The 14,345-nt window shown below is 70.7% G+C and carries 16 protein-coding genes; 8 read left to right on the top strand and 8 right to left on the bottom strand.

Going from position 1 to position 14,345, the window contains the following annotated elements; all coding sequences use genetic code 11:
* Window positions 1-28 precede the first annotated feature (28 nt).
* Window positions 29-1,273 carry a cytochrome P450 gene (locus OG385_RS18310; RefSeq protein WP_266855717.1) on the top strand — a complete coding sequence of 415 codons (1,245 nt, stop codon included), beginning with the start codon at window positions 29-31 and terminating at the stop codon, window positions 1,271-1,273.
* A gap of 142 nt (window positions 1,274-1,415) precedes the next feature.
* Entirely contained in the window at window positions 1,416-2,534 is a 1,119-nt protein-coding gene (gene serC, locus OG385_RS18305) for a phosphoserine transaminase (protein ID WP_266855716.1), read from the top strand.
* Window positions 2,535-2,633: 99 nt separating this feature from the next.
* On the opposite strand, the gene OG385_RS18300 is transcribed toward serC, so the two are convergent.
* Window positions 2,634-3,614: a YafY family protein gene (locus OG385_RS18300; protein ID WP_266855715.1), complete on the bottom strand. Its 981-nt coding sequence runs from the start codon at window positions 3,612-3,614 to the stop codon at window positions 2,634-2,636.
* Between the two features lie 182 nt (window positions 3,615-3,796).
* Between OG385_RS18300 and OG385_RS18295 the strand changes: the two genes are divergently transcribed.
* The 3 genes from OG385_RS18295 to OG385_RS18285 all read left to right on the top strand — a co-directional run bounded on the left by OG385_RS18295 (window position 3,797) and on the right by OG385_RS18285 (window position 6,456).
* Window positions 3,797-4,219, top strand: coding sequence for a VOC family protein (locus tag OG385_RS18295; protein WP_266855714.1), 423 nt, complete (start codon window positions 3,797-3,799; stop codon window positions 4,217-4,219).
* A 103-nt stretch (window positions 4,220-4,322) separates the two neighbouring features.
* A complete protein-coding gene (locus OG385_RS18290; protein ID WP_266855713.1) occupies window positions 4,323-5,354 on the top strand; it encodes an aldo/keto reductase in 1,032 nt (343 codons plus the stop codon).
* Between the two features lie 7 nt (window positions 5,355-5,361).
* Complete coding sequence (locus OG385_RS18285) at window positions 5,362-6,456, top strand: winged helix DNA-binding domain-containing protein (protein WP_266855712.1); 1,095 nt, start codon at window positions 5,362-5,364, stop codon at window positions 6,454-6,456.
* 58 nt (window positions 6,457-6,514) lie between these two features.
* Here the strand turns inward: OG385_RS18285 and OG385_RS18280 are convergent, their stop codons facing one another.
* The 5 genes from OG385_RS18280 to OG385_RS18260 all read right to left on the bottom strand — a co-directional run bounded on the left by OG385_RS18280 (window position 6,515) and on the right by OG385_RS18260 (window position 10,054).
* Window positions 6,515-7,141, bottom strand: coding sequence for a TetR/AcrR family transcriptional regulator (locus tag OG385_RS18280; RefSeq protein ID WP_266855711.1), 627 nt, complete (start codon window positions 7,139-7,141; stop codon window positions 6,515-6,517).
* Window positions 7,138-8,628, bottom strand: a complete 1,491-nt coding sequence (locus OG385_RS18275) for an MFS transporter (protein WP_266855710.1) — start codon at window positions 8,626-8,628, stop codon at window positions 7,138-7,140. The genes OG385_RS18280 and OG385_RS18275 overlap by 4 nt, the downstream gene beginning before the upstream one ends.
* A 156-nt stretch (window positions 8,629-8,784) precedes the next feature.
* Window positions 8,785-9,345, bottom strand: a complete 561-nt coding sequence (locus OG385_RS18270) for a GNAT family N-acetyltransferase (RefSeq protein ID WP_266860963.1) — start codon at window positions 9,343-9,345, stop codon at window positions 8,785-8,787.
* Window positions 9,346-9,380: 35 nt separating this feature from the next.
* Entirely contained in the window at window positions 9,381-9,791 is a 411-nt protein-coding gene (locus OG385_RS18265; RefSeq protein ID WP_266855709.1) for a type II toxin-antitoxin system VapC family toxin, read from the bottom strand.
* Entirely contained in the window at window positions 9,788-10,054 is a 267-nt protein-coding gene (locus OG385_RS18260) for a hypothetical protein (RefSeq protein WP_266855708.1), read from the bottom strand. The genes OG385_RS18265 and OG385_RS18260 overlap by 4 nt, the downstream gene beginning before the upstream one ends.
* Window positions 10,055-10,235: 181 nt before the next feature.
* Here OG385_RS18260 and OG385_RS18255 point away from each other — a divergent pair, with 181 nt between their 5' ends.
* A complete protein-coding gene (locus tag OG385_RS18255) occupies window positions 10,236-11,150 on the top strand; it encodes a pentapeptide repeat-containing protein (protein WP_323183793.1) in 915 nt (304 codons plus the stop codon).
* Between the two features lie 122 nt (window positions 11,151-11,272).
* Window positions 11,273-11,893 (top strand): Uma2 family endonuclease, encoded by a 621-nt coding sequence (locus OG385_RS18250; protein WP_266855707.1) that lies wholly within the window; start codon window positions 11,273-11,275, stop codon window positions 11,891-11,893.
* A gap of 42 nt (window positions 11,894-11,935) precedes the next feature.
* On the opposite strand, the gene OG385_RS18245 is transcribed toward OG385_RS18250, so the two are convergent.
* Window positions 11,936-12,937: a WD40 repeat domain-containing protein gene (locus tag OG385_RS18245; RefSeq protein ID WP_266855706.1), complete on the bottom strand. Its 1,002-nt coding sequence runs from the start codon at window positions 12,935-12,937 to the stop codon at window positions 11,936-11,938.
* 44 nt (window positions 12,938-12,981) lie between these two features.
* Here OG385_RS18245 and OG385_RS18240 point away from each other — a divergent pair, with 44 nt between their 5' ends.
* Complete coding sequence (locus tag OG385_RS18240; protein ID WP_266855705.1) at window positions 12,982-13,677, top strand: GDSL-type esterase/lipase family protein; 696 nt, start codon at window positions 12,982-12,984, stop codon at window positions 13,675-13,677.
* On the opposite strand, the gene OG385_RS18235 is transcribed toward OG385_RS18240, so the two are convergent.
* Window positions 13,634-14,320 carry a TetR/AcrR family transcriptional regulator gene (locus OG385_RS18235; RefSeq protein WP_266855704.1) on the bottom strand — a complete coding sequence of 229 codons (687 nt, stop codon included), beginning with the start codon at window positions 14,318-14,320 and terminating at the stop codon, window positions 13,634-13,636. The two genes, OG385_RS18240 and OG385_RS18235, sit on opposite strands and share 44 nt — an antisense overlap.
* Window positions 14,321-14,345 lie beyond the last annotated feature (25 nt).

Raw genomic sequence — 14,345 nt, 5'->3', positions numbered from 1 at the left:
GCGGCCGTTCCCGCCCCAGGAGGCACAGATGAGTTGCCCGGTCGACCACGGAAGCCACGCCGAGAGCATCGCCCTGGACCCGTTCGTCCAGGATCTGAACGGTGAGAGCGCCGCCCTGCGCGCGGCGGGCCCGCTGGCCCGTGTCGTCCTGCCGGGCGGGGTCGCCTGCTACGCGGTGACGCGGCACGCCGAGGCCAGGCAGCTGCTCACCGACTCCCGTCTGGTGAAGGACATCACCATCTGGGGCGCCTGGCAGCGCGGTGAGATCCCGCTGGACTGGCCGCTGATCGGGCTGGCCAATCCGGGCCGCTCGATGCTGACGGTCGACGGCCCGGAGCACCGCAGGCTCCGTACGCTCGTCGCGCAGGCGCTGACTGTGCGCCGGGTGGAGCGGCTGCGCGCCGGTATCGAGAAGCTCACCACCGGGATGCTGGACCGGCTGGCGGAGGTGCCGGCCGGGGAGACGATCGACCTGAAGGCGGAGTTCGCGTACCCGCTGCCGATGAACGTGGTCAGCGAGCTGATGGGGGTCGACTCCGTCGACCACCCCCGGCTGAAGACCCTTTTCGAGAAGTTCTTCTCGACGCAGACGCCGCCGGACGAGGTCCCGCAGATGATGGCGGACCTCGGCACCCTCTTCTCGAAGATCGTCGAGTCGAAGCGGGCCAACCCGGGCGACGACCTGACGAGCGCGCTGCTCGCGGCGTCCGAGAACGGCGATCACCTCACCACCGAGGAGATCACCAACACCCTCCAGCTGATGATCGCCGCAGGCCACGAGACGACGATCAGCCTGATCGTGAACGCGGTCGTCGCCCTCCAGGCCCACCCCGAGCAGCGCAGGATGGTGCTCGCCGGCGAGGTGCCGTGGGAGAACGTCATCGAGGAGACGCTGCGCTGGTCGACCCCGACCTCGCACGTCCTGATCCGCTTCGCGTCCGAGGACATCGAGGTGGGCGGCACGGTCCTGCCGAAGGGCGAGGGCCTGATCATCTCGTTCGGCGCGATCGGCCGCGACGAGGAGGCGCACGGCCCGACGGCGGGTGACTTCGACATCACCCGCACCACCCCGAACCGCCACATCTCCTTCGGCCACGGCCCGCATGTCTGCCCGGGTGCCGCGCTCTCCCGGCTGGAGGCGGGCGTCGCACTGCCCGCGCTGTTCGCCCGCTTCCCCGAACTGCATCTGGCGGTCCCCCCGACGGAGTTGCGCAACAAGCCGGTGGTCACTCAGAACGACCTCTTCAGCCTGCCGGTGAAACTCGGCGGCTGAACGGCACCGGGTGCGGGACGGCACCGCCCGGGACGTGCTGTCCCGGGCGGCCGTGCCCCCTTGCCGTCACGCGCCGTGGCCCCTGTCTCACCGGCCGGACCCTCTGTCCGCAAACGCCCGGAACCGGCTACGCTCCGGTCTCGTGGCTGAGATCCGGATTCCCGCTGACATCAAGCCCGCCGACGGCCGTTTCGGCGCGGGCCCCTCCAAGGTGCGTACGGAGGCGCTGGACGCCCTCGCCTCGACGGGCACTTCCCTGATGGGCACCTCCCATCGCCAAGCCCCGGTGAAGAACCTGGTCGGCGCGGTGCGCTCAGGCGTACGCGACCTCTTCCAGCTCCCCGAGGGCTACGAGGTGATCCTGGGCAACGGCGGGTCCACCGCCTTCTGGGACGTCGCGACCCACGGACTCATCGAGTCCAAGTCGCAGCACCTCAACTTCGGTGAGTTCTCGTCCAAGTTCGCCAAGGCCTCCAAGCTGGCCCCGTGGCTGGCCGAGCCGACCGTGATCGCCTCCGACCCGGGCACCCACCCGGACCCGAAGGCCGAAGCGGGCGTCGACGTGTACGCGCTGACGCACAACGAGACGTCGACGGGCGTCGCGGCCCCGATCAAGCGCGTCACCGGCGCCGACGAGGGCTCCCTCGTCCTGGTGGACGCCACATCGGGCGCGGGCGGCCTGCCGGTCGACATCACCGAGACCGACGTCTACTACTTCGCCCCGCAGAAGTCCTTCGCCTCCGACGGCGGCCTGTGGATCGGTGTGTTCTCCCCGGCGGCGCTGGAGCGCGCGGCGCGCGTCCACGCGTCGGGCCGGCACATCCCGGAGTTCTTCAGCCTGCCGACGGCGATCGACAACTCGCTCAAGAACCAGACGTACAACACCCCGGCCCTCGCCACGCTCTTCCTCCTGAACGAGCAGCTGACCTGGATGAACACCCAGGGCGGCCTGGACTGGACGGTCAGCCGCACGGCGGCGTCCGCGCGCGCCCTGTACGGCTGGGCCGAGCAGTCCAAGTACGCGACCCCGTTCGTCACCGACCCCGCGAAGCGCTCGCAGGTCATCGGCACGATCGACTTCGCGGACGAGATCGACGCGACCGCGATCGCGAAGGCGCTGCGCGCCAACGGCATCGTGGACACCGAGCCGTACCGCAAGCTGGGCCGCAACCAGCTGCGGGTGGCGATGTTCCCGGCGATCGACCCGAAGGACGTCGAGGCGCTGACGGCCTGCATCGACTACGTGATCGAGCAGCTGTAACCGAACGGCTGTCAGGGCCACGGCCCGCATGACGAAGGGCCCCTCCCGCCGAAGCCCGGCGGCAGGGGCCCTTCGCCGTACCGCGTCACAGGTGCTTGCTCAGTCGTGGGTTCTCGCGGCGTGGGCGTAGCGGGCGGCGAGGTCCCCGAACGCGGTGGCCAGTTGGGGCGGGCCGATGACCTCGATATCGGTGTCGAAGCGGCCGATGGCGACGGCCAGGCCGGTCCATGACCAGGAGCCGAGGGTGAGCCGGCAGCGGTGGGGGCCGAGCTCCACGACGACTCCGTCCTGGGCGAAGGGCGCGACATCGGCGGCCGGGAGGCCGAGGACGACTTCGCCCCGGCAGGGCCAGTCGGTGGTGGTGCCGTCGTTGCCGCGGAACCGGCTGGTGACGAAGGTCGAGACGTCACGGCCGGGGAGTTCACGCGGGGCGAAGCGGGGGCCGGTGGGTGTGCGGGGCCGGATGCGGTCGACGCGGAAGATGCGCCAGTCCTCGCGGTGGAGGTCCCAGGCCACCAGGTACCAGCGGTGCCGCCAGGTGACCAGGTGGTGGGGTTGTACGCGGCGGGCGTCATCGGCCGGGGTGCCGGGGCCCGGGGTGTAGTCGAAGCGCAGTTCCTCGCGGGCGTGGATGGCGCGGCTCAGGTCCACCAGGACCTGGGCGTCGGCCCGGGGGGTGTCGCCGGCCGCTGCGGGCGGCTGGACGGCGGTGATGTGCAACAGGTCGATGCGGTGGCGCAGGCGGGGCGGCATGACCTGGCGGAGGGTGGCCAGCGCGCGGGAAGCGTCTTCGGGGACGGTGGTGCCGGCGGCCGCGGTCTGGAGTGCGACGGCCAGGGCGACGGCCTGCTCGTCGTCGAACAGCATGGGCGGCAGGTGGGTGCCGGCCTCCAGGCGGTAGCCGCCGGCCGGTCCTTTGACGGTCGTGATCGGGTAGTCGAGTTCGCGCAGGCGGTCGATGTCACGGCGCACGGTGCGCGAGGTGATGCCGAGCCGCTCGGCGAGATCGTCGCCTGACCAGTCACGGGGCGTTTGAAGCAGCGAGAGCAGCGCGAGCAGCCGGGCGGACGTTTTATGCATGACACCCACACCCCCTGGAGTACCGGCCAGATAGTACCGGACACACCCTGTCCTCTACCCCTGCCATCGTGGCATACGAGCCGTTCGGGAGGCATGGCCCCCTGGTCACGGCTGCCGCCGCTCGGCATCGACGGCCGACGGCCGACGGCGCACAGGTGTCACATCGAGGCAAGGAGCAGGTCATGTCCGTCACGACCACCACTCACCTGAACTTCCGGGGTACCGCACGTGAGGCGCTGGACTTCTACCGGTCCGTCTTCGGCGGACGTACGGTCGCCGTCACCTACAAGGACGCGGGCGCCGTACGGAACGAGAGCGAGGCGGACTGGGTGATGTGGGGCGAGGTGGCCGGCGACAACGGCTTCCACGTCATGGCCTACGACGTGCCCTCGCATCTGCCCTGGAACCAGGGCGAGAACCCGTTCTTCGTCTCCGTGCGCGGCGACGACACCGAGGAGATCAGCGCCCTGTGGGGCAAGCTCGCCGAGGGCTCGGCCATCGTCAGCCCACTGGAGCCCGCGCAGTGGGCGCCGCTGTACGGCATGCTCACCGACCGCTTCGGCATCACCTGGGTCCTGGACGTCACCGCTCCGTACAACGGCTGAGCCGACCCGACTCGCCTGCGCCGTCCGGGCCGCCGCAGCCACCCGGGCGGCCCGGACGGCGCAGGCGCCGACCACGTACAGCAGCGGAAGGGGACGGGCCACCGTGAGAATGCGGAAACTGGGACGGACCGGTATCGAAGTCAGCGCCTACTGCCTGGGCACCATGGTGTTCGGCAAGATGGGCAATCCGGATCACGACGACTGCGCGCGCATGATCCACCGGGCGCTGGACGAGGGCATCAACTTCGTCGACACCGCCGACGTCTACGGCTACAGCGAGACCGAGGAGATCGTCGGAAAGGCCCTCAGGGGACGCCGCGACGAGGTCGTACTGGCGACCAAGTTCAACGGACCGATGGGCGAGGGCCCCAACCGCGGCGGCAGCTCCCGGCGCTGGGTCGTCCAGGCAGTCGAGGGCTCGCTGAAGCGGCTGCGGACCGACTACATCGACCTCTACCAGATCCACCACCCGGACCCGTACACGGACATCGAGGAGACCCTCTCCGCGCTCACCGACCTCGTGCGGGCCGGGAAGGTCCGGGCGATCGGCTCCTCCAACCTGCCGGCCTCGGACATCGTGGAAGCCCAGTGGGTGTCCGAGCGGCGCGGACTGCACCGCCTGCGCACCGAGCAGCCCACCTACTCCCTCCTCAACCGCGGCATCGAGCGGGAGATCCTGCCCGCCTGCCACCGCTACGGCCTGGGCGTTCTGGTGTGGAGCCCGCTGGCCATGGGCCTGCTCACCGGCCGCTACCGCAAGAACGCGCCGCGGCCGGACAACGCCCGCATGCACTGGGTCTCCCGGCACCTCACCGACGAGCGCAAGCTCGACGCGGTCGAGCAACTGCTCACCCTCGCCGAAGAAACCGGCCACTCCCTCACACACCTGGCCATGGCCTTCGCCACCGGCCATCCCGACGTCACCTCCGCCATCATCGGCCCGCGCACCATGGACCAGCTGGACGACGTGCTCGCCGGCGCCACCCTCACCCTCGGCGACGGCATCCTCGACAAGATCGACGCGATCGTCCCGCCCGGCACCGACATCGGCCCGCTGGACGTGTCCTACACGCCTCCCTCCCTCACCCACACGGAACTGCGCCGACGCCCGTCCCACGAGCGAGCCGCCGCGTGAGAATGCCATGACTGTCCTCGATGCCCGTGCCCTCAACCGCGCCACCCTCGCCCGCCAGCACCTGCTCACGCGCAGCGACAGCTCCGTGCCGGAGGCAGTGGCCCATCTGTGCGGCTTGCAGGCGCAGGATCCTCAGGAACCCTTCACCGGGCTGTGGTCCCGCCTGTCCGATTTCGAACCCGGGCAACTCGACGCTGCGCTGACCGGTCGCGTGGTGGTCCGCACCCACCTGATGCGGCGCACCGTCCACCTCGTCACCGCCGGCGACGCGCTCACCTGGCGAGCCCGCCACGACACCATGCTGCGCGGGCGAGTGCTGGGAACCTACCGGCGCGAACTGGCCGGCATCGACGTGGACGAGGTCGCCGCCGCCGGCCGCGCGGTCATGGCCGACCAGCGGCCCCGCACCATGACCGAGCTCGTACAGACTCTTGAAGACCGCTGGCCCGGCCCACCACGCCGCGCCCTGGGCGAGCTGCTCGTCGCGGCCCTCATCCCCATGGCCCAACTCCCGCCCCGCGGCCTGTGGCACCAGACCGCCGGCGTACGCAACCTGCCGTTGAGTACCTGGCTGGAACAGGACATCGATCCCCTTCCCGCCGATGGCAGCGATCCCGTCGGACGGCAACTGCTGCACCGCTACCTCGCCGCGTACGGGCCCGCGGCCGGCGCGGATCTGCGTGCCTGGTGCGGCCTCACCGGCCTTCCCGCCGCCGTCAGAGCGGCCCGGGAGGAGCTCGTCGTCTTCCGTGACGAACGCGGCCGCGAACTGCTCGACCTGCCCGACGCGCCCCGCCCCCACCCCGACACCCCGGCCCCCGTCCGGTTCCTTCCGGCCTTCGACAACGCCATCCTCGGCTACCACGACCGCAGCCGCATCATCGACGCCCCCCACCTCGGTCTGTCCGTCGCGGGCCACCGCACCGTCCTCGTTGACGGACGCGTCACCGCCACCTGGACCGTGCGCGACCACCAACTCCGCATCAGCCCCCTACGGCCCCTCACCGCCCTGGAACAGGAGGCCGTTCACACCGAAGCCCAGGACCTGGCCGCCTTCCTGGACAACGGCATCGAACACATCCACCTCGACACCGAAAGCTGACGGTCGCCCACACCAGGTGGGGCCCGGCGTTCGTCAGAACTTCGGCTAGAACTTCGGCTCAGGCACCGTCGATCAGCCGCTGGAGCGCAGGCCCGCACAGCTCGGCCAGCCGTTCGGGCGTGGCCAGTTCACCGGCGCCGGGCCGGTGCAGGCTGAGGGCCGCGCCGATGCCGAGCAGCTGCCCGGCGATCAGCTCCGCGCGCAGTTCGCGCTCGTCGCCGGTGAGGCGGGCGGCCAGCCGGGACGTGACCTGGTCGCGGAAGCGCTCATTGATCAGGGAGCGCTCGTCACGGTTGCCGAGGGAGAACACGACGCGCAGCAGCGGGTCGGCCTGCTGGGCACGTCGGCTCCGTACCAGCGAGAGCACCATGTGCCGGCCGAGCGAGCCGAGGGGTGCGTCGAACAGCTCGTCGGCGGCCGGCCCGAAGTCGGTGACCGTGTTGAACAGCTCCTCCTTCGTCCGGAACCGCTTCACGATCAGCGAGGCGCTCACACCCGCGTCGGCGGCGATCCCGCGCATGGTCACCTCGGCGTACGGGCGCCGGGTGAACGCGCGCCGGGCGGCGAGCAGGATGGCATCCCGCCCACTGGTCCCCACGTCGGCACCCGTACCCGTACCCGTGCCCGTGCCCGAACTCGTACCCACACCCGTCCCCGTACCCGCATCCGTACCGCCAACGGTCATGCATCCTCCCGGACAGGCACCTTCGAACCTCGCTCCCCGACGCTACCGGCCGGGACCGCCGAGCTGCCCGGGATGCACAGCGTGACGGCCAGCGCGGCGAGCGCGGCACCCGCCGCGATCAGGAAGACCAGCAGATACGCGTGCAGGGTCGGCGCGGTGCGGCCGCCGACCCGGAAGGTGACGTTGGCGAGTACGGCGGCGACCACGGCGGAGCAGAAAGCCTGTCCGACCGAGCGCATCAGAGTGTTGAGCCCGTTGGCCGCCCCGGTCTCGCTCACCGGGACCGCGCGCATCACGAGCGAGGGCAGCGCGGAGTACGCGAGGGCGGTGCCGGAGGCCACCACGGTGGCGCCCACGATGATCAGCCACAGGCTGTGACTGGTGAAGAAGCGCACCAGATACCCGACGGCCAGGACACCCGAGGCGAGCGCGAGCGTGACCTTGGGCCCGTACCGGGCGGAGATCCGTGCGGAGACCGGCGAGAGCGCCACCATGGAGAGCCCACCCGGCAGCAGACAGAGCCCGCCCACCACGATCGAGGCGCCGAGACCGTATCCGGTGCTCTTCGGTTCCTGCACCATCTGGGCGGTGGAGAGGGAGTTGGCGTAGAAGGCGAAGCCGATGAGCAGCGCGGCCAGGTTGGCGAACAGCACCGAGGGCCTGGCCGAGACCCGCAGGTCGACCATGGGCGATGAGACGCCCAGCTCGTAACGGCCCCAGACGAGCCCGATCACGACGGCGGCGACGAACAGCCCGACGACCCGGGCGGACCCCCAGCCCCACTCGCCGCCCTGGGTGGTGGCGAGCAGCAGACAGACCAGCGCCGCGCTCAGCCCGAGCGCGCCCAGCGCGTCGAACCGGCCGCGCGTACGCAGCGAGGACTCCGGGACGAATGTCAGCACCAGCACGATGTCCAGCACCCCGAGCGCGCCCGAGGCCCAGAACATGGTGTGCCAGTCGGAGTGCTCGATGACGAACGCGGCGATGGGCAGCCCGACGGCCGCGCCGATCCCCAGCGTCGAACTCATCAGGGCGACGGACGACAGCACCCTGACGGGCGGCAGTTCGTCCCGCATGATGCTGATCCCCAGCGGTACGACGGCGAGCGCGGCCCCCTGGAGCGCGCGCCCGGTGATCAGCACCCCGATGTCGGAGCTGACCGCACAGAGCACGGATCCGACGACCAGCACCCCGAGCGCGGCGACGAGCACCCGCCGCTTCCCGTACATGTCTCCGACCCGCCCCAGCACGGGCGTACAGACGGCCCCGGTCAGCAGCGTGACGGTGACGAGCCAGCTGGCGGCGGCCGGGGTGGAGCCGGTGAGCGCCGGTACGTGCGGCAGCAGCGGCACGACGAGCGTCTGCATGACGGCGACGACGACACCGCAGAAGGCGAGCACACCGACGAACATGCGGGGGTGGGGTGCCTGGTCCGCTTCGGCGGGTGCGCCTGCGGGTGCTTCGGGTCTGGGTATGGCTGGGGACATGGCTCTCCGTCGGGCTCGCGGTGTGGCGTGGGGCCCGTGCGTGATGCCAGGGGTGCACAGGCGTTCACCCCTAGGGTAAACGCCTGTGCACCCCCCCCAAGGCCCGGACGGAAGGAAGAGGGGGACGGCCTCAAGTGGAAGGCGGAGCGGACAGGCTCAGGCACGAGGGTGGCCGGGAGCGGGCGGCAGCACCAGCCGCCACCGCACCTCGCCGTCCTGCCACTCCTCGGTGGGAGCAAGCCCGACTGCCCTGGCCACAGCAGCGGATACCGCATGATCCGGATGGATGTGCGCGACCACCTCCCGTACGCCGCCCACCTCCCCGAACCACGCCACCAGCGCGGCCACCGCCTCCTTGGCGATCCCCCGCCCCTGCCACGGCGCCCCCACCACCCACGCGACTTCGGCGACGGGCCCTGCGACGGTGGCCTGCACGGTCCCGGCCAGGCACTCCTCCGTACGCAACCGGATCACCCAGTTCCACCAGACCACCGCAGGATCGGGCGACCCGGCGACCTGACGCCCGTACCGGGCCCGCAGCTCGTCGACGTCCATGGGGCTGCCGCCGATGAACGCGTGAAGGCCCGGATCGGACAGCGCTACGGCCATCTCCTCGGCATCCGACACACGGAGCGGCAGCAGATCGAGCCGCGCGGTGCGCATGGCCGCCGGAGCGGCGGCGGAGCCAGGGGCAGGGACGGCGCTCGGGTCGTTCATCGGGGTGCGCATCCGGCGAGAGTACGCAGGGCCACCTACGGGAGCAGGGTGAGCGCGGAGACGTGCGCCGGCTGGATGACGCTGAAGTGCCGGCGGTCGAGCGTGGCCACATGACCGACGCCGAAACGCTCGGCCACCGCGACCACCGAGGCATCGACCCCGCCAAGCGGGAAATCGGCGTACTGAAGGACGAGCTCGCCCATGCGGTTCAGGTCGGCCGGAGTGAGATGGACCAGTTCGAACGTCCCCCGGGCAACCTCGGCGAGGAAGGCCGCCTCAACTTTGGGCCAGCGCTCCAGCAGCCAGCACACCTCGGTAAGGACGGGGCTGGGCAGCAGTCGACGGCCGCTCAGCGAAAGAAGGAGCGATGCGCACTCAGCGTGTCGACGGTCGTTCGCGTTCAGCGCTGCTGCCAGAGGTCCCGTGTCCAGGACCGTGGCCCTCACGCCTGGTCGCCGAAGCGCTCGCGCATCCGTTCGCGGATGTGGTCGTCATGCCGTTCCGCCATGTCTGCGGGCCCGTCGACGCTGCCGATCAGGGCAGCCAGCCCCTCGGGTGCAGCATCGGCCGAGTGCGCAGTGGGCAGCGACTCCGCAACGTGAGCCAGCTCGGCATCCTGGGTGACGAGCAGCCGCAGGCGACGCACCTGGGGCGGCGTGAGCCGGTCCACCAAGTGGTGCATGTCCTCGTAGTCGTACGCAGCAGTCACGCGAGCAGTGTAGGACGACGCACGGCATACCGTCACAGGTCGGCCCGATCCGTACGGGCCCGCCCTCCACGGAACGCCTGGCCCGCGACCGAACTCGACATCGGGGCCCCCGCCCGCGCCGCATAAAATGAATCACCCATCCACGCAGCACCGCCCGCCCCACCCCGGAGGCTCCTTCCCCGTGCCCGACGACATACGGCTGCGTCCGCGCCTGCAAGGCGACTGCGCCAACTGTTTCGGGCTGTGCTGCGTCGCACTCCCCTTCACCGCGTCCGCCGACTTCGCGGTCAGCAAAAGCGCGGGTCAGCCCTGCACCAACCTCCAGTCGGACTTCCGGTGCGGCATTCACACCCGGCTGCGCGACAAGGGGTTCCAGGGCTGCACCGTGTACGACTGCTTCGGCGCGGGCCAGCAGGTCTCGCAGGTCACCTTCGGCGGCCGGGACTGGCGGCAGGCGCCTGACACCGCGCAGCGGATGTTCGCCACGTTCCCCGTCATACGCCAGCTCCACGAACTGCTCTGGTACCTGACCGAGGCGCTCACCCTCGCCCCGGCCGCCCCGGTCCACTCCGGCCTCCGCGACCTCCTCGAAGCCACCGAGGCACTCACACTGCTCGGCCCGGACGAACTGGCCGCCCTGGACGTCGGGGCCCACCGCCGGAAGGTCAACGAGCTGCTGCTCCGCACCAGCGACCTGGTCCGCGCGACGGCGCACCAGGCGCACCAGGCGGATGGCCCGAAGAGGAACCGGCCGAAGAGGGACCGGCCGAAGAAGGACCGGCCGAAGAAGGACCAGGCGACGAAGAACCACGCGCAGAAGGACCACCGCGGCGCCGATCTCATGGGCGCCCGGCTCCGGGGCGCGGACCTGCACGGCGCCACGCTGCGCGGGGCCTATCTGATAGCCGCCGACCTCACCGGCGCCGACCTCCGCCTGGCCGACCTCATAGGCGCCGACCTGCGCGACGCCGACCTCACCGGCGCGGACCTCACCGGCTGCTTCTTCCTCACCCAGCCCCAGCTGAACGCGGCCAAGGGCGACACGACGACCAGGCTCCCCCCGTCACTGACCAGACCGGCCCACTGGGGCCCGTAGAGCCGGCCCCCGGCAACCCGGGCACCCTGCCTCACTCGTCCGGGCAACCGTTTCGCAAGCCCGCCCAGCAGCCGCGCCCGGCCTACCATGATGTTCTCGACACCAGCCACCAGGAGGCCCTCATGTCTGCCGCAGCAGTCGAGCACCCCTGTGACGGCGAGCCGCCGACCCTGCTCGAAGAGGCCGACCTCCTCATGGAGCAGCTGCCCGGCTACCGCGTTGAGATCATCGGAGGCATCCTCACCGTGACCCCGCCCCCGGACGGCCCTCACGCGGAAGTACTGACCACGCTCATGGTCCCCTTCCTCTCAGCAGGGCTGCACAACGAGGAAACGAAAGTCCTTCAGAGCATCGGCCTGTGGCTTCCGCGCGGAGCGGAGGACTACGCCATCCCCGATCTCGCGATCGTCGATGGCGACTACGCCGCACATCTCATCGCGCACAACTGCTACGACCCCGTTGCCTTCCGCCTCGTCCTGGAAGTCACGTCGAGCAACTACAACCAGGATCTGCGCGCCAAGGTGTCCGTGTATGCCGAGGCCGACATCCCCGTCTACGTGATCGTGAACCGCAAGCACAACCGCGTCCACGTCCTCACCGAGCCGGTCGGAAGTGACTACGCCAGTCACCAGATCTTCGCCGCGGGCCAGCAAGCCCCGCTCCCCGCCTCGATCGGCGGTGACGTCACCCTCGATGTCGCCGCGGTCCTTCAGGCCGGGGCGACCGTCCGCGCCAAGGACTGAGCCCGCCCGGACCACCGGGCGCGCAGAGGGTGGGCCCCATTCTCACCTCCGCCCCCTCCCGAACAGCCGCTTCACCCCCATGAACAGCAGGAACAGCACGGCGAAGACACCCACGCCCCACGCCGTCGGAGACCCCCCGGAGCCACCGGCCCCGTCATCCCCCGCGCCTGATGAACTCCCGCTGCCGGACGACGACTTGCTGCCGCCGTCCGAGCCCTTCGGTTTCTCCACCGGGAAGCGCAGCACCCGGCTCTGCGCCCCCTCGGAGCCCATCATCAGCGCCGATCCGTCCGGTGTGTACGTCACCGACTCGGCCTGGCCCTGGAACGGCACGCCCAGCTCGTGTTCGGTGCCGAGCCCGCCGCCGGGCTTCCAGTCGTACGACTCCGCCCCCAGGTAGCCCCGCAGTGTCAGCTGCTTCCCGTCCGGGGAGAACGCGCCGTCGGTCACCCACGGCACGTCGTCGATCCGCCGGAAGACGTTGGTCTTCGACGCCGACAGCTTCGTGGGACCCACGTAGAGCCCGCCCTTGGTCTGGTTCTTCGACGCGATGTAGACGCGGCCCGTCTTCGGGTGGACCATCAGCGCCTCCGCGTTGCGCGGCCCGTCGGCGTACTTGACGGTGAACTGCGTGGCGTGGACCGTCTCTTCCTTCTTCAGCTGCTTCGGCTCGGGAAAGCGGTAGATCCAGACGTGGTCCCAACTCCCGTCCAGATTGTCGCCGATGTCCCCGACATAGATGTCACCGTCGGGCCCGATCGAGATCGCCTCGACGTCGCGCGGCGCCCCGACCCCGCGCATCGTGACCCGGGCCACGGTCTGCCCGGTCTTCGAGTCCACCGCGTAGACGTACGGGCCGTCGCTGCTGTCGTTGTGGGTCCAGTAGATACCGGGGTGGAGACGGCTCGCGGCCAGGCCGCTGGACTCCGTGATCCGGGGATCCTTGATCGTGAAGCCCCCGTCGTCCGCGGCCGCCGGGCCGGCCGGAACAAGGGCGAACAGGACGGTGGCCGCGGCCCCGGCGACGTACTGAAGCGAACGCATGCCCCCAAGACTGCCACCCCCGCACCATCGGCGATGATGACGGGATGCGTCTGAGGATGATGTTCGTCGGCGACTCGATGACCATAGGCCGCGCCGGCGACTACACCTGGCGCTACCGCATGTGGCAGCACCTGGGCGACAGCTGCGACATCGTCGGGCCGCGCACCGAGCTGTACGAGTCGAGCACGGCGTACGCGGACCCCGCCTTCCCCGCCGGAGCCCGCCGCCATCTGTCGGGCTGGGGCAAGGGCTGGCAGCACATGGCCCCGGTGATCCGCGAGACGGCGGCCGCACACCGGGCGGACCTGCTGCTCGTCTCCCTCGGCCTGATAGACCTCGGCTTCTACACGGACGCCGAACAGACCGCGCTGCACGCCCGCCGCTTCCTGACCGAGGCACGCGAGGCGAACCCGCACATCCGCGCGGTGCTCCTCCCGGTGATCCCGAACATCCGCGCCGAGACGGACGCGCCGTTCGCGGCGGAAGTCGCCCACTTCAACGTACTGCTGGCGAAGACCCTCGCGGACCTGGACGAACCACGCTCACCGCTCCTGCTGGCCTCGCGGCCCGAGACGTACGACATCCACACCGACACGTACGACGGCACCCACCCGAACGACAGCGGCGAACGGAAACTGGCGGGCGCCTTCGCGGACGCACTGCACCAGGGCTGGGGGATCGGCCCCGCAGCCGGCGCTACGCTTCGGCGTCCGGGCCCGCCGCCCCGTCCTCGTCAATGAAGCAGCCGTCGCCCGCGGCGCCCAGCATGGCGGTGAGCATCGAGGTCAGGTCCGCGCAGTACCTCGCCCCGCCCACCGCTTGCCGACGCCCGGACTGCACCTGGCGTGCGCGGTCCGCGAACGCCGCACCGACGAGCATCACCATCGACTCGACGCGCTCCTTGGCGAGGTCGGGTGGCACGCCGAGGTCCTGGACCAAGCGTGCGTCGACGCGTTCGAACAGCTGCCAGAGCAGGCTGTCGCGCAGGGCCTGATGTGGTGCGCCGTCGCGGAAGCCGGTCTCGTGGGCGAGCTGCGCGACGATCCGCAGGCAGTAGCGGCCGCTGTCGTGTGCCAACTCGGCGTCCTCAGCCGCGACATACGCCCGGGTCAGCGCCGTCAGCGGGGCATCGCGGTCGAGTTCCGCCAGCGCGGGGCCCAGTGCCGCCTCCACCCGTTGCTGATGCTCCGACAGGATCGAGTTCAGCAGCCCCTCGCGGGAGCCGAAGTGGTAGTGCAGCGCTGAGGAGTTGCCCTGCCCCGCGCGTTCGGTGATCTCCCTGGTGAGAGTGGCGGCCACCCCGCGTTCGGCGAAGAGTTCCTCGGCCGCGCGCAGCAGGCGCTGCCGTGTCGCCGTCGTTCCAGGTCTTGTCTTCTCTGCCACGAGCCGATATTAATCGCTCCAATTA

It is taken from the genome of Streptomyces sp. NBC_01306, from assembly GCF_026340465.1.
Lineage (GTDB): Bacteria > Actinomycetota > Actinomycetes > Streptomycetales > Streptomycetaceae > Streptomyces.
The sequence above is the reverse complement of the archived record's forward strand: the minus strand, read 5'-3'. Positions and strand labels throughout refer to the sequence as shown.